General features: G+C 65.7%; 22 protein-coding genes and 2 tRNA genes. 8 read left to right on the forward strand and 16 right to left on the reverse strand.

The window, feature by feature from the left end; genetic code table 11:
* Nucleotides 1-41: 41 nt before the first annotated feature.
* The 8 genes from FHT19_RS05380 to FHT19_RS05415 all read right to left on the reverse strand — a co-directional run bounded on the left by FHT19_RS05380 (nucleotide 42) and on the right by FHT19_RS05415 (nucleotide 7,179).
* Nucleotides 42-695, reverse strand: coding sequence for a hypothetical protein (locus FHT19_RS05380; protein ID WP_169474212.1), 654 nt, complete (start codon nucleotides 693-695; stop codon nucleotides 42-44).
* 343 nt (nucleotides 696-1,038) lie between these two features.
* Nucleotides 1,039-1,114 (reverse strand) — tRNA-Lys (locus FHT19_RS05385).
* Nucleotides 1,115-1,161: 47 nt separating this feature from the next.
* Nucleotides 1,162-1,237 (reverse strand) — tRNA-Lys (locus FHT19_RS05390).
* A 104-nt stretch (nucleotides 1,238-1,341) separates the two neighbouring features.
* Nucleotides 1,342-2,457 (reverse strand): rod shape-determining protein RodA, encoded by a 1,116-nt coding sequence (gene rodA, locus FHT19_RS05395; RefSeq protein WP_168555473.1) that lies wholly within the window; start codon nucleotides 2,455-2,457, stop codon nucleotides 1,342-1,344.
* A gap of 5 nt (nucleotides 2,458-2,462) precedes the next feature.
* Nucleotides 2,463-4,541, reverse strand: a complete 2,079-nt coding sequence (mrdA, locus tag FHT19_RS05400) for a penicillin-binding protein 2 (RefSeq protein ID WP_169474213.1) — start codon at nucleotides 4,539-4,541, stop codon at nucleotides 2,463-2,465.
* 1 nt (nucleotide 4,542) lies between these two features.
* On the reverse strand, nucleotides 4,543-5,097 hold the full coding sequence (gene mreD, locus FHT19_RS05405) for a rod shape-determining protein MreD (RefSeq protein ID WP_169474214.1): 555 nt from the start codon (nucleotides 5,095-5,097) through the stop codon (nucleotides 4,543-4,545).
* Between the two features lie 15 nt (nucleotides 5,098-5,112).
* The gene (mreC, locus tag FHT19_RS05410) at nucleotides 5,113-6,024 is read right to left on the reverse strand and encodes a rod shape-determining protein MreC (protein ID WP_168554598.1); all 912 of its coding nucleotides are present in this window, start codon (nucleotides 6,022-6,024) and stop codon (nucleotides 5,113-5,115) included.
* A gap of 108 nt (nucleotides 6,025-6,132) precedes the next feature.
* Entirely contained in the window at nucleotides 6,133-7,179 is a 1,047-nt protein-coding gene (locus FHT19_RS05415; protein ID WP_168554599.1) for a rod shape-determining protein, read from the reverse strand.
* A gap of 189 nt (nucleotides 7,180-7,368) precedes the next feature.
* Here FHT19_RS05415 and mutL point away from each other — a divergent pair, with 189 nt between their 5' ends.
* From mutL to FHT19_RS05430, 3 genes are all read left to right on the forward strand, one after another.
* Complete coding sequence (gene mutL / locus FHT19_RS05420; RefSeq protein WP_169474215.1) at nucleotides 7,369-9,222, forward strand: DNA mismatch repair endonuclease MutL; 1,854 nt, start codon at nucleotides 7,369-7,371, stop codon at nucleotides 9,220-9,222.
* Between the two features lie 77 nt (nucleotides 9,223-9,299).
* The gene (locus tag FHT19_RS05425) at nucleotides 9,300-10,109 is read left to right on the forward strand and encodes a ribonuclease E inhibitor RraB (RefSeq protein ID WP_169474216.1); all 810 of its coding nucleotides are present in this window, start codon (nucleotides 9,300-9,302) and stop codon (nucleotides 10,107-10,109) included.
* The gene (locus FHT19_RS05430; RefSeq protein ID WP_169474217.1) at nucleotides 10,106-10,498 is read left to right on the forward strand and encodes a hypothetical protein; all 393 of its coding nucleotides are present in this window, start codon (nucleotides 10,106-10,108) and stop codon (nucleotides 10,496-10,498) included. The genes FHT19_RS05425 and FHT19_RS05430 overlap by 4 nt, the downstream gene beginning before the upstream one ends.
* A gap of 121 nt (nucleotides 10,499-10,619) precedes the next feature.
* On the opposite strand, the gene FHT19_RS05435 is transcribed toward FHT19_RS05430, so the two are convergent.
* Nucleotides 10,620-11,381 (reverse strand): AAA family ATPase, encoded by a 762-nt coding sequence (locus tag FHT19_RS05435; protein WP_168554603.1) that lies wholly within the window; start codon nucleotides 11,379-11,381, stop codon nucleotides 10,620-10,622.
* Between the two features lie 187 nt (nucleotides 11,382-11,568).
* Between FHT19_RS05435 and FHT19_RS05440 the strand changes: the two genes are divergently transcribed.
* Both FHT19_RS05440 and FHT19_RS05445 read left to right on the forward strand, forming a co-directional pair.
* Nucleotides 11,569-12,063, forward strand: coding sequence for a hypothetical protein (locus FHT19_RS05440; RefSeq protein WP_168554604.1), 495 nt, complete (start codon nucleotides 11,569-11,571; stop codon nucleotides 12,061-12,063).
* Between the two features lie 122 nt (nucleotides 12,064-12,185).
* A complete protein-coding gene (locus FHT19_RS05445) occupies nucleotides 12,186-12,638 on the forward strand; it encodes a hypothetical protein (RefSeq protein ID WP_179504530.1) in 453 nt (150 codons plus the stop codon).
* A 50-nt stretch (nucleotides 12,639-12,688) separates the two neighbouring features.
* On the opposite strand, the gene FHT19_RS05450 is transcribed toward FHT19_RS05445, so the two are convergent.
* A complete protein-coding gene (locus FHT19_RS05450) occupies nucleotides 12,689-13,147 on the reverse strand; it encodes a MaoC family dehydratase (RefSeq protein WP_169474218.1) in 459 nt (152 codons plus the stop codon).
* Between the two features lie 43 nt (nucleotides 13,148-13,190).
* Nucleotides 13,191-14,291, reverse strand: coding sequence for a redox-regulated ATPase YchF (ychF, locus tag FHT19_RS05455; protein WP_169474219.1), 1,101 nt, complete (start codon nucleotides 14,289-14,291; stop codon nucleotides 13,191-13,193).
* A 171-nt stretch (nucleotides 14,292-14,462) separates the two neighbouring features.
* On the opposite strand from ychF, the gene FHT19_RS05460 reads away from it, so the two are divergent.
* The gene (locus FHT19_RS05460) at nucleotides 14,463-16,037 is read left to right on the forward strand and encodes a tetratricopeptide repeat protein (protein WP_169474220.1); all 1,575 of its coding nucleotides are present in this window, start codon (nucleotides 14,463-14,465) and stop codon (nucleotides 16,035-16,037) included.
* 159 nt (nucleotides 16,038-16,196) lie between these two features.
* On the opposite strand, the gene FHT19_RS05465 is transcribed toward FHT19_RS05460, so the two are convergent.
* From FHT19_RS05465 to FHT19_RS05485, 5 genes are all read right to left on the reverse strand, one after another.
* Nucleotides 16,197-16,610 (reverse strand): PEP-CTERM sorting domain-containing protein, encoded by a 414-nt coding sequence (locus FHT19_RS05465; RefSeq protein ID WP_169474221.1) that lies wholly within the window; start codon nucleotides 16,608-16,610, stop codon nucleotides 16,197-16,199.
* A 212-nt stretch (nucleotides 16,611-16,822) separates the two neighbouring features.
* Complete coding sequence (pth, locus tag FHT19_RS05470; protein ID WP_169474222.1) at nucleotides 16,823-17,392, reverse strand: aminoacyl-tRNA hydrolase; 570 nt, start codon at nucleotides 17,390-17,392, stop codon at nucleotides 16,823-16,825.
* A gap of 117 nt (nucleotides 17,393-17,509) precedes the next feature.
* Entirely contained in the window at nucleotides 17,510-18,121 is a 612-nt protein-coding gene (locus FHT19_RS05475) for a 50S ribosomal protein L25/general stress protein Ctc (RefSeq protein ID WP_169474223.1), read from the reverse strand.
* A 131-nt stretch (nucleotides 18,122-18,252) separates the two neighbouring features.
* Entirely contained in the window at nucleotides 18,253-19,134 is an 882-nt protein-coding gene (locus FHT19_RS05480; protein WP_168554611.1) for a TraB/GumN family protein, read from the reverse strand.
* A 3-nt stretch (nucleotides 19,135-19,137) separates the two neighbouring features.
* Nucleotides 19,138-20,070, reverse strand: a complete 933-nt coding sequence (locus FHT19_RS05485; protein WP_169474224.1) for a TraB/GumN family protein — start codon at nucleotides 20,068-20,070, stop codon at nucleotides 19,138-19,140.
* Between the two features lie 98 nt (nucleotides 20,071-20,168).
* Between FHT19_RS05485 and FHT19_RS05490 the strand changes: the two genes are divergently transcribed.
* Together FHT19_RS05490 and glyS are read left to right on the forward strand one after the other, a co-directional pair.
* Nucleotides 20,169-21,074, forward strand: a complete 906-nt coding sequence (locus tag FHT19_RS05490) for a glycine--tRNA ligase subunit alpha (RefSeq protein WP_169474225.1) — start codon at nucleotides 20,169-20,171, stop codon at nucleotides 21,072-21,074.
* Nucleotides 21,041-23,395 carry a glycine--tRNA ligase subunit beta gene (glyS, locus tag FHT19_RS05495; protein WP_248290277.1) on the forward strand — a complete coding sequence of 785 codons (2,355 nt, stop codon included), beginning with the start codon at nucleotides 21,041-21,043 and terminating at the stop codon, nucleotides 23,393-23,395. Before FHT19_RS05490 ends, glyS begins: the two co-directional genes overlap by 34 nt.
* Nucleotides 23,396-23,422 lie beyond the last annotated feature (27 nt).

Here is a 23,422-nt window from a genome sequence, read left to right on the forward strand (position 1 = left end):
CGCCGCGTGTCCCCTGGCGCGGCGGCCCATTCCTTTTGATGTCAGAGGGCTAAACCCCGGTCTCGCCCTTTCTCGCGAAGTTCATCCAGTGTTCGGCCTGACGACCAATCCTCGTCTGACGGTTCGAGATAGTAGGCCTGATCCTCGAAGTGCGCTGGAATCGCGTGCCCGGGGTCGCCCGCGAGCCAGCTGGCCCAACTCGCCCGTGGCAGGAAATAGGGCATGTTCGCGGCGGCTTGCGCGACCAGCCCGGTGGCCGGAACGAGAAGGCCCGCGCAATGGAGCTTACTTGCCGAAGGCGCGCAAACCCCTGCCCAAGCGAGATAGGGTTCATCCCAGGCGCCAACCCAGGTTCGCGTGACAGCATCCCGGTCTCTGGAAGGATAGGCGACATCTTCCACGATGATCAGACAGCGGACGAGGCCGTCCGCGTCAAGCAGGCGACCGGCTCCTGGCACGAGATCGCGCGCGAACAGATTGCTTCGTCGATCAGCCGGTTCAGCGCTGGTGAAGCATGACGCCGGGAGCCGCCATCGAGCCAGTTCGATCTGCGGGCCGCCCGGCGCATTGGTCGTAACGAGGACATCCTCGCCCGGCCAGATGGTCGGCGTCCACCTGAGCGCAGCAGACGGGGTCGCAGAGAAGTGATTGGCGATCTCTGACAGCGCGCCACGGCACCGAATCAGTTTGGTCATGCGCCTTGCCTAGCAGCGCTGCGGATCGGGTGCCGATACCCTCGCTGCAAGGCATTGGGGCCGCCAAAGGGACCCCTGTGATTACGTGGCGATTACGCGGAGCGATTACGCAGCGATTACGCGGAGCGATTACGCAGCGATTACGCGGGGCATTTTGAGGGCATTTGCGCAGCCAAGACGCATCATCGACCGCCGTGCGGAGAAAATTTCCTGAGGATATTTTTCTGCGCCAGAGCACGCGAGGATACGCCAGCGCACCCCGAAAACCGATTACGTGGCGATTACGCGGGCCGAATTCGCCTTGGGCGAAAACGGCGTAATCGGCGCTAAGTGCTTGAAAAGGTGGTGGACGCACTTGGGCTCGAACCAAGGACCCGCTGATTAAGAGTCAGCTGCTCTACCAACTGAGCTATGCGTCCACACCTGCGGTTTGCGCAGGCCGGTGTTGGCGCACCGGAAAAAGGAGTGGTGGACGCACTAGGGCTCGAACCTAGGACCCGCTGATTAAGAGTCAGCTGCTCTACCAACTGAGCTATGCGTCCGGGTTCCCGAGCGACCGTCGCCGCCCGGGAGCGGCCCCAATAGCGTTTTCTCGCTCGCTGCCAAGCCCCAATTTCAACTTTTTTGGCAAAAGCCCTGTGGAGAATCAGGACAGGCCGGTGGCGCCCCGGCGGCTCCACCGATCGACCGCCATGATCGTGCCGATGCAGACCATGTTGGTCATCATCGACGAGCCGCCATGGCTGAGAAACGGCAGGGGAATGCCCACCACCGGCGCCAGGCCCATGACCATCATCATGTTGATGCAGGCATAGAAAAAGATCGTGGCGACCATGCCGGCGGCCAGCAGGCGGGAAAAGCGATCGGGCGCGCGCAGGGCAACCTTCAGCCCCCAGCGCAGCACCAGGCCGAACACCAGCAGGACGAACAGGCCGCCCAACATGCCCCATTCCTCGGCCATGGTGGCAAACACGAAGTCGGTGTGCGCCTCGGGCAGGTAGTCCAGGTGGCTTTGCGAGCCATGGCCAAAGCCCTTGCCGAAAAAGCCGCCAGAGCCGATCGCGATCTTGGACTGGGTGATGTGATAGCCCGCGCCCAGCGGATCGCTTTCCGGGTCCATGAACACCAGCACCCGCTTGCGCTGGTAGTCATGCAGGGCAAAGAAGAACGCGAGCGGGGCAATCACCGCGCCAGCGCCGCCCGCGCCCAGGAACCAGCGCAAGGGCAACCCGGCCAGGAACATCACGCAAACCGCGCCGAAACAGATCGCCAGCGCGGTGCCCAGGTCGGGCTGCAGCATCACGAACGCGGCGGGGAAACCCACCAGCAGCGCCGGCGGCGCCAGCGCGCGCCAGGTGCGCGTTTCGCCCGTGGGCAGCACGCTGTAGAACCAGGCGAGCACCAGCACGATGCCCGGCTTCATCAGTTCCGAGGGCTGCAGCGTCATGAAGCCCAGGTTGAGCCAGCGCTGGCTGCCCCCGCCGATGCCGCCGATCAGCTCCACCAGCACCAGCAGCACGCAGAGCGCACCATAGGCCGGCAGGGCGGCGCGGCGGAACCAATCCTGCGGGATGCGGGCCACCACCATGGCCATGGTCAGGAACACGAAGAAGCGCGCCACGTGCGTGGCCGCCCATGGCTGGAAATGCCCGCCGGCGGCCGAATAGAGCACTGCGCCGCCAAACAGCACCAGCATCAGCAGCGGCAGCAGAACGCCCCAGGGCTGGCGCGAGAGGGCAGCAGGGATGTAGGCGCGGCGCATGGCGGTCACTGCCCCCCGTTGGCCGGCGTCGCCGGGCCACCGGCAGTGCCGGGCGAGGGCGTGGGCTGCGGGGTGGGCGCATCGGGTTCGGGGGCGGGGGGCGCGGCGTCGGTCTGCGCAGCGGACGGCTCGGGCGCGGGCTTGTTCTCGTCTTCGACCACTTTGCTCGCCTGCGCTTCGTCGGGCGCGCGCGGGGCGCTGGTGCCATATTGCGCGGCAAAGGCATTGTAGCGGGTGGCCATGCGCTGTTGCACGTTGCCGCCCCAGCCTTGCTCCAGTTCCTCCAGCGCGGCCATCGCCTTGGCCGGATCGAACAGGTAGGTCATCACGTCGCGCGCGATGGGATAGGCACTGGGCGAACCGCCGCCATGCTCGATCGCCACGGCGCAGGCATAGCGCGGCTTGTCGAACGGGGCGAAGCAGATGAAGTGGCCATGGTCGCGCCGCTTCCATTCCACGTTCTTGCCGTTGCCGTGTTGCAGGCCCACGACCTGCGCGGTGCCGGTCTTCCCGGCCATCAGCACGTTTTCGATCGGAATGCGCGCCTTGCCCGCCGTGCCGCGCCCGTTGACCACTTCGTTCATCGCCGCGTGGATCAGGTCCAGATGGTCTTGGGCAAAGCCCATCGAGGGCGGCGGCGCGGCGTGCTTGTCAAGGATCAGGCGCGGGGTGAGTTGCAGGCCCGAGGCGATGCGCGACACCATCGTGGCCTGCTGCAGCGGGTTTACCAGCATGTAGCCCTGGCCGATGGTGGCGTTCACCGTGTCATAGATCGCCCATTCCTTGTGGTATTTCCGCAGCTTCCATGCCGGATCGGGCACCGTGCCATAGGATTGCCCCGGATAGGGCATGGGAAATTCCTGGCCCAGGCCCAGGCGCCGCGCCATGGCGGCAATCTTGTCCATGCCGATCTGTTGGGCGAAGTGATAGAAATAGACGTCGCAAGACTGGTAGATGCCCTTGAGCATGTCGGTCGAGCCGTGGCCGTGGTGGTTCCAGCAGTGGAACACACGGTTGCCCACGCGCAGGCCGCCGGCGCAATTGACCGACGCCTTGGGATCGAGCCCGGCTTCAAGAAAGGCCATGGCCACCAGTGGCTTGACCGTGGAGCCGGGGGGATAGAGCCCGCGCAGCACCTTGTTGCGCAAGGGCACGTGATCGTCTTCCGACAGCATTTTCCATTCGATGCGGCCGATGCCGTCGGAAAAGCTGTTGGGATCGTAGCAAGGCATGGAAACCATCGCCAGCACATCGCCCGTGGCGCAATCCATCACCACGACCGAGCCTGATTCCAGGCCGATGCGCCGCGCGGCATAGTCCTGCAGTCCGCCCAGGATGGTCAGCTGGATCGGCTGGCCGGGCACGTCCTCGCGCGTGCCCAGATCGCGCACCACGCGGCCCGAGGCGGTGGCCTCCACCCGCCGCGCGCCGGGCACGCCGCGCAGGCGCACTTCGAAATGCTTTTCCAGCCCGTCCTTGCCGATCTTGAAGCCGGGCGTGATGAGCAGCGGATTGCGCTCGCGCTCGTAATCTTCGGCAGAGGCGGGGCCGACATAGCCGACCAGGTGCCCCACCGATGGGCCGGTGGGGTAATAGCGCGAATAGCCGCGCTGCGGGATCACGCCGGGCATTTCGGGCAGGCGCACGCTGACCGCGGCGAACTTGTCCCAATCGAGCTTGGCCGCCACTTCCACCGGCTGGAACCCGCGCGCCTTGTCCAGCTTGTCCTTGATGTCGTTGATCTTGTCCGCCGTCAGGCCGAGCAGGCCCGACAGCTTGGACAAGGTATCGTCGGCATCGACCAGGCGATCGGGTATGACGTCCACCCGGAAATCGGCGCGGTTGGAGGCCAGCGCCGCGCCATTGCGATCGAGCACCCAGCCACGCCGGGGCGGGATCAGCGACAGGTTTACGCGATTGCTTTCCGATGCGGCCTTGTACTTCTCGTTCTCGAAGATCGAGAGATAGGCAAGGCGCGTGGCGAGCAGCGCGCCGACGCTGGCCTGGGCCATGCCCAAGACGAACGTGCGACGCTCGAAACGATTGGTCAGGATAGCCGAGGTGAGCGGCAACTTCTGCTTCACGTCACAGCCTTTTGAGCGGGAGCAGGCGGATCCGGTCGAGCAGCGCGACGATCCGCGTGATCACCGGGTGCAGCAACACCGCGAGCAGCACTTGTGGCCCCACCGTGACGGGCAAGGGATAGCCGGTGGCCAACCCGGCGAGGCACGCCGTGAGCACGACATAGGCCGCCAGCAGCGTGGCGGCGGTCAGCCAGTCCTGGATAAAGCCGCGCCACAGGAATTTCTCGTCGATCACGTCCATGGCCAGCATGGTGAGCGACCACAGCACGATGCCGCTGCCAAACGGCTGGCCGCTGTAGAGATCGTCGAACAGGCCCAGCGGCAGCCCGGCCCAGACCGGCAGCAGCGTGGGCCGCAGCAGGCGCCAGGCGAGCAAGGTCATGAAGCCGAGCGGCGGCAGCACCGGCGCGGAGGCGACCACCGGCGAAAACGTGACCATCGAGGCGAGCATGATCGAAAGCCACGGCAGGCCTTGCGCCACCACGGGCGAAGGCCCGCGATTGAGGCGGCGCCGCACGAGGTCTTCGGGATGCGCGGGAAGGAAGGGGAGGGGCATCGATGCGGCCGCGCTTCAAGGATTGCCGTCGTCGGCGGGCGGCGGCGGCGCGGCTTTCTGTGCAGCTTCCAGCGCGGCCTGGGCGCCGGCCTGCCAGGCCGGTAGCACGACCACGAAATCGGCGTCCGACGGGTCGCTGGCGAGATGGCCGGTGGCGCCATCGCGGTGCGGCTCTGTCGCCACGGCCACGGGAATGCCCGGCGGATAGAGCCCGCCCGAGCCCGAGGTGACGAAGACATCGCCCTTTTTCAGCGTGGCGACCCCGGTGTTGATCAGGCGGATTTCGATCCGGCCGTTGGCACCGCCCTGCACGAAGGCGGTAAGGCCATCCGAGGCGCGGCGCACCGGCACCACGTTGTCGGGATCGGTCACCAGCAGCACGCGTGCGGTGTTGGGCCCGGTTTCCACCACGCGGCCGATCAGGCCGCCGGCCGCGCGCACCGGCTGGCCGTTTTGCACGCCCTGGTTGCTGCCCACCGAAAGCACGGCAAAGCGGCGGGTGGACGTGGCGGTGGAGCCGATCAGGCGCGCGCCGGTAACGGGGCGCACGGCGGGATCGACGATCCCGAGCAGCGCCTTGAGCCGGGCGTTTTCCTGTTGCAGCGCATGCATCGTAACCGCGTCGGCGCGAGCGGCCTGCACTTCGCGGGTGAGCGCGGCGTTCTGCCGGCCGGCGTTGAAATAGGCGCCGATCGCGGCAAACACGCCCTGGCTGGCGCTGCGCGTTTCCGCGCCGGCCTGGCCCAGCGGACGCGCCACTTCGCTGGCGGTGGTGCGGGCAAAGGCAAAGGCTTCCGGGTTGAACATCGAGACGCCGAGCACGACGAGACCCGCCACGACGCCCAGAACGGCGATCACGTAGCCGGTGAAAATCCCGTATTGCGCCCTGCGCGAAAAGCCCGGGCGCCGGTCAGGCGACCGCGCCATGATATTCTACCCCTGATACTCTTCTCTATGCCAAGCCAGAGACGCGATGAAGGCCGGCTGAACCGCCGCTTGCCCCAATCGCGCCGCCGGCCCGAATATCGGCATTCCTCAGGCGGTCATCAGCACGCCGCGATAGATCGGATCTTCCATCGCGCGCCCGGTGCCCAGCGCCACGCACGACAGCGGATCTTCCGCCACGCTGACGGGCAGGCCGGTTTCCTCGCGCAAGTGCTCGTCCAGCCCGCGGATCAGGGCGCCACCGCCGGTCAGCACGATGCCCTGGTCGACAATGTCCGCCGCCAGTTCGGGTGCGGTGTTTTCCAGCGCGATGCGCACGCCTTCCACGATCGCGCCGATCGGTTCGGACAGCGCTTCGGCCACGTTGGCCTGGGTGATGGTGATTTCCTTGGGTACGCCGTTGACCAGGTCGCGGCCCTTGATGTGGATGGTTTCACCGATGCCGTCGGCCGGCATCGTGGCGATGCCATAGTCCTTCTTGATGCGCTCGGCCGTGGCTTCTCCAATGAGGAGATTGTGATGGCGGCGCACATAGCTGACGATGGCTTCGTCCATCTTGTCCCCGCCCACGCGGACCGAGGTGGTATAGGCCAGGCCGCGCAGCGACAGCACGGCCACTTCGGTGGTGCCACCGCCGATGTCGACCACCATCGAGCCCACCGGTTCGGTCACGGGCATGTCGGCGCCGATCGCGGCGGCCATGGGTTCCAGGATCAGGTAGACCTGGCTGGCGCCGGCATTGCTGGCCGCGTCACGAATGGCGCGGCGTTCCACCGACGTGGACCCCGACGGCACGCAGATCACGATTTCCGGGTAGCGCAGCAGGCTCTTGCTGCCGTTCACCTTCTGAATGAAGTGCTTGATCATCGCTTCGGCGACTTCGATATCGGCAATCACGCCATCGCGCAGCGGGCGGATCGCTTCGATGCTGTCGGGCGTCTTGCCCATCATCATCTTGGCATCGTCGCCCACGGCCTTGACCTTCTTGATGCCGTTCAAGGTTTCGATGGCAACGACGGACGGTTCATTGAGAACGATGCCGCGATCCTGGACATAGACGAGGGTGTTCGCCGTGCCGAGGTCGATCGCAATGTTCTGGGAACCGAACTTGAAGAATCGGGAAAACATCGAAGCCATCAGAAAATCCGTGTGATTCGCGCGCGGTACCACCGCCATTGGTGGCCTATGCGCAAAAGTGAGCGCCCGGGGAAGGCGGCTCATTAGCGCAAGCGGGGGGTAAAACCCAATATTTTGTGCGATGGCGGCGTGGGATAAGTCATGCCGCCCGTCTCGAAAAAGGGCACGTTCGTCGCTAGGTTGGCTTCCATGGCCAGTACAACCCGCGTGATACGCCGCCTGCCCGATACGCTGATCAACCGCATCGCCGCGGGCGAGGTGGTGGAGCGCCCGGCCAGCGCGCTCAAGGAACTGGTCGAGAACGCCATCGACGCGGGCGCCACGCAGATTTTCGTGCGCCTTTCGGAAGGCGGCCTGGGCCTGATCGAAGTGACCGACGATGGCTGCGGCATGCACGCCGAAGAGATCGCCCTGGCGCTGGAACGCCATGCCACGTCCAAGTTGCCGGACGAGGCAATCGAACTGGTGGCGACGCTCGGTTTCCGTGGCGAGGCCCTGCCTTCGATCGCTTCGGTCGCGCGCGTCACGATCGAAAGCCGCAGGCGTGAAGATGGCAGTGGGGCGCAAGGCGAGGCATGGAAACGCGTGGTCGATCACGGCGCGCTGGTGGCCGAAGGGCCCGCCGCCCTGCCGCCGGGCACGCGGGTGCGGGTAGAAGACTTGTTCGGCAAGATCCCGGCGCGGCGCAAGTTCCTGCGCAGCCCGCGTTCGGAATGGGCTTCGAGCCTGGATGTGGTGCGCCGCCTGGCGATGGCACGGCCCGACATCGGCTTTACCCTAGAGCATGATGGGCGCCGCGCGCTGCACGTGCAACCCGGTGACAACCTGGCCGCGCGCGTGGCGCAGCTGGTGGCCCGCGAACTGGCGGACAACGCCGTCGCGGTGGACCTGGCGCGGGGCGATTACCACCTCGTCGGCGTCGCCGGCCTGCCCACATACAACCGCGGCGTGGCCGACCACCAATACCTGTTCGTCAATGGACGCCCGGTGAAGGACCGGCTGCTGATGGGCGCGGTGCGCGGCGCCTATGCCGATATGCTGGCGCGCGACCGCCATGCCGTGCTGGCGCTGTTCCTCAATGTCCCGCCCGAGGAAGTGGACGTCAACGTGCACCCGGCCAAGACCGAAGTGCGCTTCCGCGACAGCGCCCTGGTGCGCGGCATGATCGTGACGGGCCTGCGCCAGGCGCTGTCCACCGGCGATCGTCGCGCGGCCCAGACGCCCGACGCCGGGGCGATGCGGGCGTGGCAGGCAGAGCCGATCGTTTCATCCCCCGCGCCGCTGTTCACGCCGCCCGCGGCGCCAGAGCCGGCGCGCCAGGGCAGTATCTTTGCGCCCTCCTATCAGCCGACGCGGCTGAGCGAAGCGGGGCAAGCCTGGCGTGGTTATGAAGCCAGTGTCATGGCCCCGCCGGTTGCGCGGGCCGAGGAAGCGGCAGCCCCGGTGCCCGAAGCGGTGGAGCACCCGCTCGGCGTGGCGCGTGGCCAGGTGGCCAAGACCTATATCGTGGCCGAAGCCAGCGATGGCCTGGTGATCGTCGACCAGCACGCCGCGCATGAGCGCCTGGTCCTAGAGCGCCTGCGCGCCGCAGGAGCGGGGGACGGTGCCGCGCCGGCCCAGGCGCTGCTCCTGCCCGAAGTGGTGGACCTCGACGAACCGGCCTGCGACCGCCTGGAGGAAGCCGCGCCGCGCCTGGCTGATTTCGGCCTCGCGCTCGAACGCTTCGGCCCGGCCGCGATGCTGGTGCGCAGCGTCCCCGCCGCGCTCGCCAAGGGCGACGTGCAGGCCCTGGTGCGCGACGTGGCCGACGACCTCGCCAAGCACGGCGACGCGCTGCTCTTGGGCGAGCGGCTGGATCTCGTCCTGGCCACCATGGCCTGCCACGGCTCGGTCCGCGCCGGGCGCGTGCTCTCGGTGCCGGAAATGAACGCCCTGCTGCGCGAAATGGAAGTGACGCCGCGCTCGGGCCAGTGCAACCACGGCCGCCCCACCTGGGTAAAGCTGGCGCATGGGGATATCGAGAAGCTGTTCGGGCGGAAGTAGGGACCTAGCGCCCCAATAAACGACCGCGCATCCCGCCATTCTCGGAGCTTTGCAGGGAGAAGTCAGTGCTTGCGAGAATGGTGGCTCAGCTTATCGGCCTATCGCTGTTCGCATCGTCGGCACAGGCCGCGATGCAGAAGGTTGTCAGCGTGGCGCCGGAAAAGTGGGAACTCTACACACGGACAGCAGAAGATGGTCGTCCTCTTGTGGTGATTGCGCGACAGCGCGACGAAAGCAAAGAAACGTTGTTGCAAAACGGCATCGTCACCCTGGTCCGGTGCCGTGCTGATCCTGATGCGGTAAACGGACAAGGGATGCCAAAGGGTACCGACCGCCTTTATCCGCTGGAAGACAGGCTTGATGAGGAGCCTGCGTTGCGTGCCGTTGGGGGGATTCGTGTGGCAAGCGTGACAGGGCAGGGCGAGCGCCGAATGATCCTCGTGCACAGAAGCCCCATCGACCTTGCCCCCGTTCTCTCTGCGTTTCCGGTAGAAGGCTATACTTGCGGAACCTCGGCGGTTTCGGATCGCGCCGCCCTGATCCAGCTCGTCACGCCCACCGAGGTCGAGCATCAATTCAACGCCGATGCAGACGTGATCGCGTCTCTTGAGAAGCAGGGGGATGACGGCCATGCACCGCGAAGTACCGATTTCTGGTTCTATGGCAGCCCAGAGGCGCTCAAAGCCACCGCCGGCCGGCTCGGGCCGCTCGGCTTTTCGGTAAAGCGATGGCTGGATGGCCGCTCCGGCATTGTCCTTTCCCGCACCATGCCGGTCGATCTCTCCAGCTTTCAGGCGGTCACCCCGGCAATCGTTGACGCAGCCGGCCAGAACGATGTCGAGTATGACGGCTGGGAAACAGAAGTCATCTCGGCGAGCGCGAAATGAAACAGTACCATCACGCATGGGGCAAGATCGGGCTTGCCGCCTTTCTCCTTGCCGGCACGGTTGGATGTAAGCAGCAAGGGTTGCCCGCCACGCCGCTGTTTGCCGGGGTTGAAGGTAGCACCTTTCAACAAGGCAGCGCGATGATCCAGCAAAGGCTCGATGCTCGTTTCCCCAAGGGCTCTTCCGCTCGCGCGCTGGCGGCATATCTTGAGCAACAAGGATTGATCTTGGTCCGTCCGGTCGGAGGAGCGTTGCCCACCACCGGTAGCGCGCAGGCCAAAGTTCGCGGATTTGTCTGCGGGAGTCAGGTCCGCGTGGATTGGAAAGCTGACAAGAATCAGGCAGTTGAGCGGATCTTCGCCCTGTACGGCGACACGGGCTGCCCGTAGCGTAGGGTGTGTGCGTGCCGTTTACGGGCTGGCCAATGCCAGGCTGGCCCACGGCGTATTCAGAAGCTGTTCGGGCGGAAGTGGCATCAGACTCCCCCACCGGAAGATGCTCTCGGCTGAGTCAGTCGATCATCGTTTCGACGGTTTCGTGTGGATAGAGCACGAATTCCCGATAGAGCTTGAAGTGCGCGGTCTGTTCGATGGCGGTGGGGCGAAAGCCGAATTCGTCGAGTTGCCAGAGATCGGCATCTGGCAGGGCCATCAGGATGGGTGAGTGTGTGGCCATGATGATCTGGCAGGTGCCGGCGCGCTGAAGTTGGCGCAGCAGCTTGAGGAACTCGAACTGCTTTGCCGGTGACAGGGCCGATTCCGGTTCGTCGAGAATGAAAAGACCCGGTTCGGTAAGGCGCTCTTCGAAGAAGCTGAAGAAGCCTTCGCCGTGCGACGCGCGCAGATAGCCGGCGCGCAGGGATCCCATCTCATCGAGATAGCGGGCCACGGAAAAGAAGCTCTCGGCGCGGAAAAACCAGCCATGCTTGACCTGGGGCAGCCATGCTGCCTTGAGCAGCTCGCCCAGGCGCGCTCCGTCTTCGCCCGAAGCGACCGAGGGGGCAACGGCACGCATGCCCGCCGCACCACCGCTTTCGCTAAAGCCGGCCATGGTGGCCAACGCCTCCAGAATGGTGGACTTGCCCGAGCCGTTCTCGCCGACAATGATTGTGATTGCCTTTTCGAATGTCAGGTCGAGGCCCTCGTTCTGGACGATGGGCAGCGACAGGGGATAGGCATTCCAGTCCAATTCGGCGTCTTGGGAAATGGTGGGCAGCCAGGCGCGCTTCAGGAATGGGGGCGGCAATCGGATGGTGCGGGATCTACGGCTCATCGCGGTTCTCTTCCAAAAGGCGAGCAAGGCATAAGGAATGCGCGGAAGCGCAGGCAAGGGCAGAAGGCGTTAACCGACAGGAAAACCGCGCCAACATCCACCCTCCGTGCAGCGGGTGAGGATCTGCTTGGTTGCTGGTGCTTGTGAGATTATCGAAGGGCTTGCCTGCGAAAAGGAGAGAGAGTTCATGCGGCACCTTGCGATCCTTCTGCCCCTGGCCGCCCTGACCGCCTGCCACAAGGCGCCGCAGCAGAGCGACGCGGCCGCGATTGCCCAGGTGGAGGCGGCGCAGAAGGAGCGGGCGCCGGCGCGCGAGATCAGCCCGCAAGTGATCGACTTCTTCGATATCACCAAAGGCAAGCTGACCGGATCGGGATGCAACTTCGTACCTGACAATGGCGGGATGGGTGCCGTGCTGCTGGCGCAGGAGGACCGGGGCATCATCAAGCTGGACGGCGCGCCGGTAATCCTGGCGGCTGACAAGGGCAGCGCGAAGCTGCCCCAGCATGGCTGGTCGCACTATACCGGGCGCGAATGGGCGCTCACGCTGACGCGGATCGATGATGGCAAGGGCAAGACGATGGGCGTGATCGACAGCTTTACCGGGCAATTGATCATTACCGATGCCGATAATCGCCCGGTCTATAACGCCAAGGGCAATGTGCAGTGCAAGCCGATGTAGGTTTCGTCACCATATCGCGCAAAAACACCAATCTGGCGCGTTTGGGCATTTCCCGTGGTTCCCCTTTGCCGCCTTGTGCGTCTTCCATCGCGCGGGGGCGCCAACGACTAAGGGAAATGCCTATGAACAAGGGTCGCCACATCGTGTTGCTTTCAGCACTTTTGCCAATGGCGCTGGCAGGGTGCGCAACCACCGGATCGGTTAAGCGCGCGCAAGCGGCTGCTGATCAGGCACAGGCGCGAGCCGACGAAGGGGTTACGGCCGCACAGCGGGCACAGGGCTCTGCCGACACTGCCGCACAGGCTGCGGCGCAGGCCCAGGGTTCGGCCAACAATGCGATGGCTGCCGCACAAGGCGCCGGTTCGGCCGCGCAGGCCGCCTCGATGGCGGCGCAATCGGCCGGTACCCGTGCGGACTCTCTGGAAACGCGCCTGCGTTCGCTCGAACGCTGGAAGTGGGCGAAGACCCACCCCAAGAAGGCGAAGAAGCACCATGCCCGTCACCATGCGGCCAAGCGGCAGAACACGCTGCATCGCCCGGTGACCGCCGACCAGACTTCGGCACAGCACATGTAATCATTGCCAGGGCGCGCGTTGCATCGGCACGCGCGCCCTTTTTCTACCGATCAATCCGTGCCGGTGGGATCGCGCGTCGAAACCATCGCGTTGCTCACCATGGTCAGAACCACGACATCGTCTTGGTTGAGCACGCGGGTGGCGGCGCGAAACAGGCCCATCTCGGGGCGCGACTGGCTGCGGCGCTTGCCCAGGATTTCGGTTTCCACCCGAAGTGTGTCGCCGGGATAGACCGGATGGCGCCAGCGCAGTTCGTCGATGCCGGGCGAACCCAGGCCCTGGTGGCCGGCGCGCTCCTGCTCTTCCACGATCATCGCCATGGTCATGGCGCAAGTGTGCCAGCCGCTCGCCGAAAGCCGCCCGAAATGGGTGGCGGCGGCCGCTTCGTCAGACAGGTGGAACGGCTGCGGATCGTATTTGCCCGCAAATTCGACCACTTCCTCGCGCGTGACGACACGCTGCCCGAACCGGGCAACGGCGCCAACCTCCAGATCTTCATAGTATCGCATGGCGGCAGGGTGCACCTGCCTTACGCTTACGTCAACCGTGCACTCAGACGTTGAACTTGAAGTGCATCACGTCACCATCCTTGACGACGTATTCCTTGCCTTCCTGGCGCAGCTTGCCTGCGTCGCGCGCGGCCGCTTCGCCGCCCAGGCCGACGAAATCGTCATAGGCGATGGTTTCGGCACGGATGAAGCCGCGCTGCATGTCGGAGTGGATTTCGCCCGCCGCTTCGGGGGCCTTGGCGCCCTGGTGCACGGTCCAGGCGCGGGCTTCCTTGGGGCCGACGGTGAAGAAGGTGAGCAGGTGCAAGAGATCGTACCCGGCGCGGATCACGCGGTTGAGGCCGGTTTCGTGCAGGCCCAGTTCTTCCAGGAACGCCAGGCGCTCTTCGGTGTCCATGCCGATCAGGTCTGCCTCGATCGCGGCGGAGACGACCACGGCCTCGGCGCCTTCGGCCTTGGCCTTTTCGAATACGCGAGCCGAATGGGCGTTGCCGCTGGCCGCGCTTTCCTCTTCCACGTTGCAGACATAGAGCACCGGCTTGGCGGTGAGCAGCTGGGCCTGGCGGAACAGGCGCTCTTCCTCGTCGTCCTTGGGCTGGGTCAGCCGGGCGGGCTTGCCTTCGCGCAGCAGTTCCAGCGCCTGGCCCAGGACCGAGGCCATGGCCTTGGCTTCCTTGTCGCCGCTGGTCGCCTTCTTGGCGGCGGCGGGCACGCGCTTTTCCAGGCTGTCGAGATCGGCCAGCATCAGTTCGGTTTCCACCGTGTCGGCATCCGACAGCGGATCGACGCGGTTGTCCACGTGCTGGATATCGTCGTTTTCAAAGCAGCGCAGCACGTGGATGATCGCATCCACCTCGCGGATGTTGCCCAGGAACTGGTTGCCCAGGCCTTCGCCCTTGGATGCGCCGCGCACCAGGCCGGCAATGTCGACAAAGCCAAGCTGGGTGGGGATGATCTTCTGGCTGCCGGCGATCTTGGCCAGGGTATCGAGCCGGGCATCGGGCACGCCCACGTTGCCCACGTTGGGTTCGATCGTGCAGAACGGATAGTTGGCGGCCTGGGCGGCCTGCGTCTCGGTCAGCGCGTTGAACAGCGTCGACTTGCCGACATTGGGAAGGCCGACGATCCCGCAACGAAAACCCATCTTCGTGTCCTTGGCTATGGCCCCAAGCCGATGCGGGGCCGCATATTGCGGCTGGCGATGGTGGCTTGCACGCGCAAGGTCAAGGGGGCACGGGTGGCAGGGCACGGGGTTTTGCGTGGGGTGGCGACAATCTTCATCGAAGTTTCAACCCTTGCTGGCATGGCAGGCGGCATGAAGCGCCCTGCCTGGTCTTCCCTTTTGCGTTCCTGTCGTGGGTTGGCGCTCGCCCTGGTGGCGGGCGCGGGGCTGGCGCTGGCCGGCTGTGGCGATGATCCGTCAGCCCATGCGGCCCGCGCGCGCACGGCCTTTGCCGCGCAGGATTTCGTGGCGGCACGGATGGAGGCGCTGGCTGCGCTCGATTCTGGGCTCGATTCGGGCAAGCTGGCGCCGGGCGATGCCCAGGCCCTGCTGCGCCTGCTGGCGCGCGCGCAGTTGCAATTGGGCGATGGCGATGGCGCCCAGGCCACCTTGGTGCGGCTGGACGAAGCCGGCGGTGGAGGGGCCGCGGTCAATCGCATGAAGGCCGAAGCGGCGCTGCTTCGCGGGCTACCGCGCCAGGCGTTGTCGCTGCTCGGGCAGGATGGCGATGCCGATGCCTGGCGCCTGCGCGCCGCCGCGCAGCAGGCCCTGGGCAACAATGCCGATGCACTGGCCGCCTTCCGCCAGGGCCTTGCCGCTGGCGATCACGTGGCGTTGGCGCGCGATTATGCCCGCTTCCTGATCACGGCCGAAGACTATGCCGGCGCGCAAGCGGCGCTGGCGGTGATGCAGCGCGGCGATCCCAAGGGCCTCGATACCGCGATGGTGGAAGGCGCGCTGCGGGCCAAGCAGGGGCAGCTTGACCAGGCGGCCGCGGCCTATGACCGGGCCATCGCCGGCTATCCCACCCGCGTGGAACCTTTGATCGAGCGGGCCAACCTGGCCGACATGCAGGGCCAGCTGGACCGGGCCATCGGCCTGATCACCCGCGCCGCCAAGCTGGCGCCGGGCGATGGCCGCGTGCTCGACCTGCAAGTGCAGTTCGCCAGCGAGAAAGGCGATTGGGAAAAGGTGCGCCAATTGCTGGCCCCGCACGAGATCGATCTCGATCCGCGCACGCCCAATGGCCTCACGTATGCCGAGGCGTTGTTGCGCCTGGGCCATCCCGAGCAGGCACGGGTGATCTTTGCCCGCGCCCTGCTGCTTTCGCCGCAGAACCCCTATTCGCGCATGATGCTGGCCGAAGCGCAATTGGCCACCGGCGATCCCGCCACGGCCTTGCGCACGATCCGGCCGCTGTCGGATTCGCTGCTGGCCGGCCCGCGCGAACTGGACCTGGCGCTGCGTGCGGCGCGGGCGGCGGGCGATCCGGCTGCCGATGCCCTGGCGGGACGCATCCGCTCTGCCCAGTGGCAGCAGGACCAGCGCCTGGCCGGAGAAGGGCAGGCGGCCATGGGCCGGCGCGATTGGGCCGCGGCGATCGAGGCTTACACGGCTCTGCTGGCCGATGGCAGCGACGCCGAAGTGCTCAAGCGCCTGGCCGTGGCGTGCAGCAACGCCGGGCGCCACCGCGAGGCGATTGCCTATGCCGACCGCGCCCTGCTGATCGCGCCGCGCGATCCCGACATGGTGCACATGGCTGGTCTGGCGCGGCTCAATGCCGGGCAAGACCTGGATGCGGCGCGCCGGCTGCTCGCCCGCGCTGCAGAGGCCGAGCCCGCCAACCGCCTGTTCCGCGCCGATCTGGCCCGCGCCCAGGCACGCTGACACCGCGCTGGGCCACTTTCAACGCAACACGCCGCCCAAGCCAGGCTTGGACGGCGTGCGGAGAAACAACGCTGAGGCGGTTGCGGGGGCCAGCCAGGCCGCGCGGTATGCGCAAACCCGTCCCTGTGCCGGTATCCCCCCGCTATGCGCCGGCGTGGATCAGCGGCGACGGCGGCGCACGAAGGCCAGGCCAGCCAGGCCCGCACCCATCAGGCCGAGCATGCCCGGTTCCGGCACGTCGGTGCCGCCGGTCGACGAGGAAGTGGTGCTGCCGCCCGACGTCGTCGAAGAGGTGGTCGAGCCGCCCGAAGTGGTCGAAGACGTGGTGCTGCCACCCGAAGTCGAGGACGAGGTGGTCGAACCGCCCGAGGTGGACGACGTGGTCGAAGACGTGGTGCTGCCGCCCGAGGTCGACGAAGTCGAGGACGAGGTGGACGACGTGCTGCCGCACATGGCCGCACCGGACGAGTGGCCGCAGTTGCAGTAGTGCGTGTGGAAGAAGGTGGCATGGGCCGGTGCGGCAGCGATGGTGGTGGTCATCGCGGCGGCGAGAATGGCAATCGAGCGCTTCATGGTCTGTCCCCTGTCAAATCCGGTAAACTGGCGAATTCGAGAATTCCGTCTTGGTTGACGGGAATAAAAGCAAATCCGGTGCCAATTGCGGATTTCCGCCATTTTTGATAGTTAATGGTGCTTCAGGGGTATGGCTGTTGTAAGCGTTTCCGACGGTTTGTACGCGGATCGACGTTAACCTTTTCGTTTCGTTGCAGCCCGAGCCAATGGGGTCAATCCTGCTGGCGCAGCGCCACGTCGTTCATGAAACGGGTGTCTTCGCCCCGCGCCAGGCGGTCGGCCTCGGCCGCCACGGCGCCCAGCATGGTGACCAGGTCGTCCTGCTCGGCCTTGGCAAAGGGTCCGAGCACGTAGCCGGTAACGCGATCCTTGTGGCCGGGATGGCCGATGCCCAGGCGGATGCGGCGAAACTCGGCGCCGCAATGCTGGTCGACCGAGCGCAGCCCGTTGTGGCCGGCATGGCCGCCGCCCTGCTTCACTTTCACTTTGAACGGGGCAAGGTCCAGCTCGTCATGGAACACGGTCAGCGCGTCGGTGCCCAGCTTGTAGAAGCGCAGCGCTTCGCCCACGGCACGGCCGCTTTCGTTCATGAACGTTGCGGGCTTGAGCAGGATCACCTTGTCGCCACCGATGCGGCCTTCCTGCACCCAGCCCTGGAATTTCTTCTGCACCGGGCCAAAGCCATGCACTTCGGCAATGGTGTCGAGCGCCATGAAGCCCACGTTGTGGCGATGCAGCGCGTATTGCGGGCCGGGATTGCCCAGGCCAACCCAGACTTGCATGGCAGATGCTCCTTGCCGTCGCGCGGCTCCAAAAAGAAACCCCTCCTGCGCGGCAGAAGGGGTTCCCGATAGCTTGCCGGCCTGCACAGCTTTTTGCGCTGCGCAGGCCCGGAAGGATCAACCTTCCGTGGTGGCTTCGCCGGCTTCTTCTTCCTCGGTCAGCACCGTGGGGGTGGCGATCGTGGCGATGGTGAAGTCGCGGTCGGTAATGGCCGAGCGGGCGCCGGCGGGCAGGTTCACAGCGCTGATATGCACCGAGTCGCCCACTTCCAGACCGGACAGATCGACGATGATGTCATCGGGGATCTTGTTGGCTTCGCACACCAGTTCGAGTTCGTGGCGCACGATGTTGAGCACGCCACCAGCCTTGATGCCGGGGGCCTTTTCTTCATTCTGGAACACCACGGGCACGTTCACGTGCACTTCGGCGTTGGCGGCCACGCGCAGGAAGTCGGCGTGCTGCGGACGGTCGCTCACGGCGTGGAAGGCCACGTCCTTGGGCAGGGTGCGGACGGTCTGGCCGCCGATGGTCAGCTCGACGATCGAGTTGAAGAAGTGGCCGGTGCCCAGGGCCTTGGCCAGCGCCTTTTCCTCGATGTGGATGGCAACCGGTTCCTGGTTGCCGCCATAGATCACGGCGGGGGTGCGGCCTTCGCGACGCAGAACACGGGAGGCTCCCTTGCCAGCCCGTTCGCGCAGCTCAGCCGACAGAGTCAGCGTCTCGCTCATGTGAATTACCTTCCGAAATAAATCTGTTGTGCATTCCTTCCGCCACGCCTCCAGGGATGACCATGACGGGGAAGCGGCGGCCCATAGCCGATTGCCGCGAAAATGCAAGCGCGCCAGTGCTTGATTAGGCGCTATTCCACCCGGCGCACCAGCCAGCCGCGCGCCTTGAGCAGGGCAGGCAGGCCATCGCTGCCCGCCACATGCGCCGCGCCCACGGCGATGAACGGTGCGGCGCCATCTTTCAGCATCGCATCGATCTGCGCCGCCCAGGCCGCATTGCGCGCCGTCAGCAGCGCCTGGTGCAGCGTGGGATCGGACAGGAAGCCTTTCTGGCTTTCCCGGGCAATGCCCAGGTCATCGCCGCGCAGCCACAGGCGCACCATGTCGGCATCGTCGTCGCTGTCGTCGGCCGCCTCCACGGCAACTTGTTCCAGCAGGGTCTGCTGCGCGTATGGCGGCAAGGTATCGAAAATGCCGAATTGCCCGTCCAGCGTTTCCAGGCCCTGCACGGGCTTGCCGCCGATCAGCTTGCGCAATTGCGGCTCCACCCCGCTGGCCGGGTCCATGCCCTGCTTTTCCCCGCCGATCGAGGCGATCTGCAGGGCTACGGCCCAGGTTTCCTCGTTCTGGAACTGCGCGTCGGTGAGGTTGAGATCTTTGTAGACCTTGGCCAGCGCCGCGCGATACTTCATTGCCACCCGTTGCGACGGGGGCGGCAGGCCGGGGGTGTAGGCCAGGCGCGCCAGGGCGACGCCGGCGACATTGCCATCGAGCGGTTGCGCGATTTCCAGCACGAGACGGTCGGCATTGGCCAGCGCGTGGTCGATCGCCGGCCGGCGCCATTGCAGCCCGGCGGGCAGGGCATGCACCGTGCCGAAGATCCAGCCGCGCGTGCCGCTGGTATCGGCGATTTCCCACAGCGCCACTTTGGCCGGCGGCGCTTGCGGCGCAGGCTTGTGACAGGCGGCGGCGAGCAGGGCGAACGCGGCGGCAAGGACGTTTTTCCAGCGCATGGCCTATTGCACCCGCGTGACGGCAATGCCGTCCTTGGCCAGATCGTCCTGCACGCTGCCCTTGCCGGCAAGGTGCCCGGCGCCCACTGCCACGAACACCGTGCCCGGCGTTTTAAGGCGTTGCACGATCCATTTGGCCCAGGTGGCGTTGCGGCGGGTGAGCAAGGTTTCGACCAGGCGCGGATCGTCCTGCATGTCTGCGGTCATCAAGCGGCCCAGTTCGTCGGGATCACCCGCGCGCCAGGCATTGACCATCTGGGCGATCTGCGCGCCGATGGTATCGTACTGGGCGATCACCGTGTCGAGCCAGGCGATTTGCGCGTCCTGCGGCAGGCCATCGAGCAGGCCAAGCTGGAACGCCACGGTTTCGAGCGCCTCCTGCTTTTGCGGGTGGGCGTTTTCCAATGTTGCTTCCACGCCTTGCGAGGTCAGATAGCCGCGCTGGATCAGCGGCAGCAGGGATAGCGCGGTGGCTGCCATCCATGGCTTGTAGGCATCGAACTGTGCAGCCGGAACGCCCGAGGCGGTCAGCGTGGCGGCAAGCCTGCCGGCGCGTTCCGGCCCCAACAGCGCGGGCAGGGTCTGCCCGGCCGGCAGCATACCGGGGGAAACGTTTGCGCCATGCTCTGCCGAGGCCTGCGTGTCGGCCCGCGCAATTTCGGTAACGAGCGTGTCTGACCCTTGCAGCGCTTGCGCGACGGGCCCCACCAGCCATGGCGCGCCGCCCTTGGGCAGCACATGGATCGTGCCGAACAGCCAGATGGTGGTATCGGCATCGGACACTTTCCACAGCGCCGGGCGCGATGGCGGCGGCGGCGTATCGGCGGCGGGCAGCGACGGCACGATCTGGGCCTTGGCCGGCAGCGGCTGCCACAATAGCGCGAACACGGCGCAGGCGGAGATCAGGCTGGGGAGGGGCTTGGGAAAACGGCGCATGCTTGTCCCATGCACAGCGCAGGCTGCCATGGGAAGTCCCCATCTTGCGTCTGCTTGCGGTTGATTTGCAGCCCGCCATCGGCCATGGGCGGCACACCATGGCCGACACTGCACCAAAGCCGCTCAGCCTGCAGGACATGATCCTGCGCCTCCACGCCTATTGGAGCGAGAAGGGCTGCCTTGTCCTGCAACCCTATGACATGCGCGTGGGCGCGGGCACGTTTCACCCGGCCACCACGCTGCGTTCGCTGGGTCCGGAACCGTGGAACGCAGCCTATGTGCAGCCCAGCCGCCGCCCCACCGACGGCCGCTATGGCGAAAATCCCAACCGGCTTCAGCACTATTACCAATACCAGGTGATCATGAAGCCGAGCCCGGAGGCCATGCAGGACCTCTATCTCGACAGCCTGCGCGCCATCGGGGTGGACCCGCTGCAACACGACATCCGCTTTGTGGAAGACGACTGGGAATCGCCCACGCTGGGCGCCTGGGGCCTGGGCTGGGAAGTCTGGTGCGACGGGATGGAAGTGACCCAGTTCACCTATTTCCAGCAGATGGGCGGGTTCGATTGCAAGCCGGTGGCGGGCGAGCTGACGTATGGCCTCGAACGCCTGGCGATGTACATCCAGGGCGTCGATAACGTCTATGACCTGGCTTATAACAGCCAGGGCGTGACCTATGGCCAGGTGTTCCTGGAAAACGAACGCCAGATGTCGAAGTGGAACTTCGAGGTGGCCAACACCGACGCGCTGTTCGACTTGTTCAACAAGGCGGTGGCCGAATGCCAGAACTGCCTTGAGGCCAAGCTGCCGATCCCGGCCTATGAACAGGCGATCGAAGCCAGCCACGTGTTCAACCTGTTGCAGGCGCGCGGCGTGATCTCGGTGCAGGAACGCGCCAGCTACATGGGCAAGGTGCGCGATCTCGCGCGCGGCTCGTGCGAAGCCTACATGGACAAGTACAAGGACGAATGGGCGCAGAAATTCCCGGGGTGGAGCGCATGAGCATGACCGCCGATTTCCTGCTCGAACTGCGCAGCGAAGAAATCCCCGCGCGGATGCAGGCCGGCGCACGCGCCGATCTGGAAAAGCTGTTCGTCAAGGAACTGGCCGCTGCCGGACTGAAGGCCGGCGCGATCACGGTGTGGTCCACCCCGCGCCGCCTGGCGCTGATCGCGCGTGACTTGCCGCTGGCAACGCAGGCGGTGCGCGAGGAAGTCAAAGGTCCGCGCGCCTCGGCCCCGCCGCAAGCGCTCGAAGGCTTCCTGCGCAAGACCGGCTTGACGCGCGAGCAACTGACCGAGCGTGACGGTGTGCTGTTTGCCATTACCGAAAAGCCCGGCCGCGCGACCAAGGACGTGCTCACGCAAGCGATCCCGGCGATTGTCCGCGCGTTCCCCTGGCCCAAGTCGCAGCGCTGGGGCGCCGCGTCGTTCAGCCCGGAAAGCTTGCGCTGGGTTCGCCCGCTGTCCGGCATCATCGCCATCCTGGGCGACGAGGCCATCGATCTCGAAGTGGGCGGGGTGCACTCCGGCACGGTCACGCGCGGCCACCGTTTCCACCACAGTGGCGATGTGACCATTACGGGCGCCGGCGATTACGCCGCCAAGCTGCGCGACGCTTTCGTGATCGTCGACCATGCCGAGCGTGAAGCCATCGTGCGCGACAAGGCGCATGCCGCGGCGCAGGAAGCCGGCCTCGTGCTGGTGGACGACGAAGGCCTGGTGGTGGAAAATGCCGGCCTTACCGAATGGCCACAGCCGCTGCTCGGCCGCTTTGACGAGGCCTTCCTGGAAGTGCCGCCCGAAGTGATCCAGCTGACCGCGCGGGTGAACCAGAAGTATTTCATTTGCCGCGATGCCGCCGGCAACCTGGCCAATGCCTTTGTCTGCACGGCCAACATTGCTGCCACCGATGGCGGCGCGGCGATCGTGGCGGGCAACCGCAAGGTTCTGGCCGCGCGTCTGTCCGACGCCCGCTTCTTCTGGGAGCAGGACAAGAAAGTGCCGCTGGCCCGCCAGGCGGAAAAGCTGGTGCGCATCACTTTCCATGAAAAGCTCGGCACCGTGGCCGACAAGGTTGCCCGCGTGGCCGACCTGGCCGAATGGCTCGCCCGCGAAGGCGTGGTGCCCGGCGCCGATCCGGTGCTGGCGCGCCAGGCGGCGGAGCTGTGCAAGGCTGATCTCGTCACCGACATGGTCGGCGAGTTCCCCGAACTGCAGGGCCTCATGGGCGGCTATTACGCCCGCGCCGAAGGCCTGCCCGATGCCGTGGCCGACGCCATCCGCGATCACTACAAGCCGGTGGGACAGGGCGACGACGTGCCGACCGCGCCGGTTTCGGTCTGCGTAGCGCTGGCGGACAAGCTCGATACGATCGTTTGCTTCTTCTACGAAGGAATGGTGCCTACAGGCTCCAAGGATCCATTCGCGCTCAGGCGTTCTGCGCTTGGTGTACTTGAAATAATAAAGCGAAACGAGATTAGGCTGAATCTCGTCGAATTCTCGGCAAAAGCTCTTGGTAAGTTTGAAGGTAAACGGACCGGCCGTGATTTGTTGCGAGTAGTTAATGAATATTTGACCGCACGAGAGGGTGTTGGGTTAACGGTTGATGCCGGAGAAATTGAGGCAATCAACAAGGCGACTCTTGGTAATGCGTTGGACGATCAGACTGTCGAAGAGCTCATTCAGGAGCGTGTCGTTCCTGCAGTTGCTGCTATAATGGTTTTCTTCGCCGACCGCCTCAAGGTCCAGCAGCGCGAAGCGGGCGTGCGGCACGACCTGATCGATGCGGTGTTCGCGCTGGGCGGGGAAAGCGATCTCGTCCGCCTGCTGGCGCGCGTTTCCGCGCTCCAGGCCTTTGTCGGCACCGAGGACGGCGTGAACCTGCTCGCCGGGTACAAGCGCGCGGCCAATATCCTGAAAAAGGAAGGCACCGCCACGGCCGGCGCCAAGGGCGAAGGCGTGGTGCCGCCCACGGGCGAGGAAGACCCGCTGGTGCTGGTGGACGACCCGCTGTTCAAGGATATTGCGGCCGAATTCGCGCATGGCCAGCCTGGCTTGCCCTACGCGCCCGAACCGGCCGAAGCCGCGCTGATGGCCGCGCTGGCCCAAGCCGCGCCCAAAGTCGAAGCGGCCGTGCGCCAAGAGGCGTTTACCACGGCGATGGCTGCGCTCGCCTCGCTGCGCGCGCCGATCGACGCCTTCTTCGACACGGTTACGGTTAATGACGCAGATGCGGAAAAACGGACCAATCGCTTGGCCCTGCTTGACCAATTCCGTGCTGCGGTGCACAAAGTAGCGGACTTTTCGCGGATCGAGGGCTAAGCGCCCTCGATCCACTTCCTAGACCTT

The sequence above is a fragment of the Novosphingobium sp. SG919 genome, from assembly GCF_012932495.1.
Lineage (GTDB): Bacteria > Pseudomonadota > Alphaproteobacteria > Sphingomonadales > Sphingomonadaceae > Novosphingobium > Novosphingobium rhizosphaerae.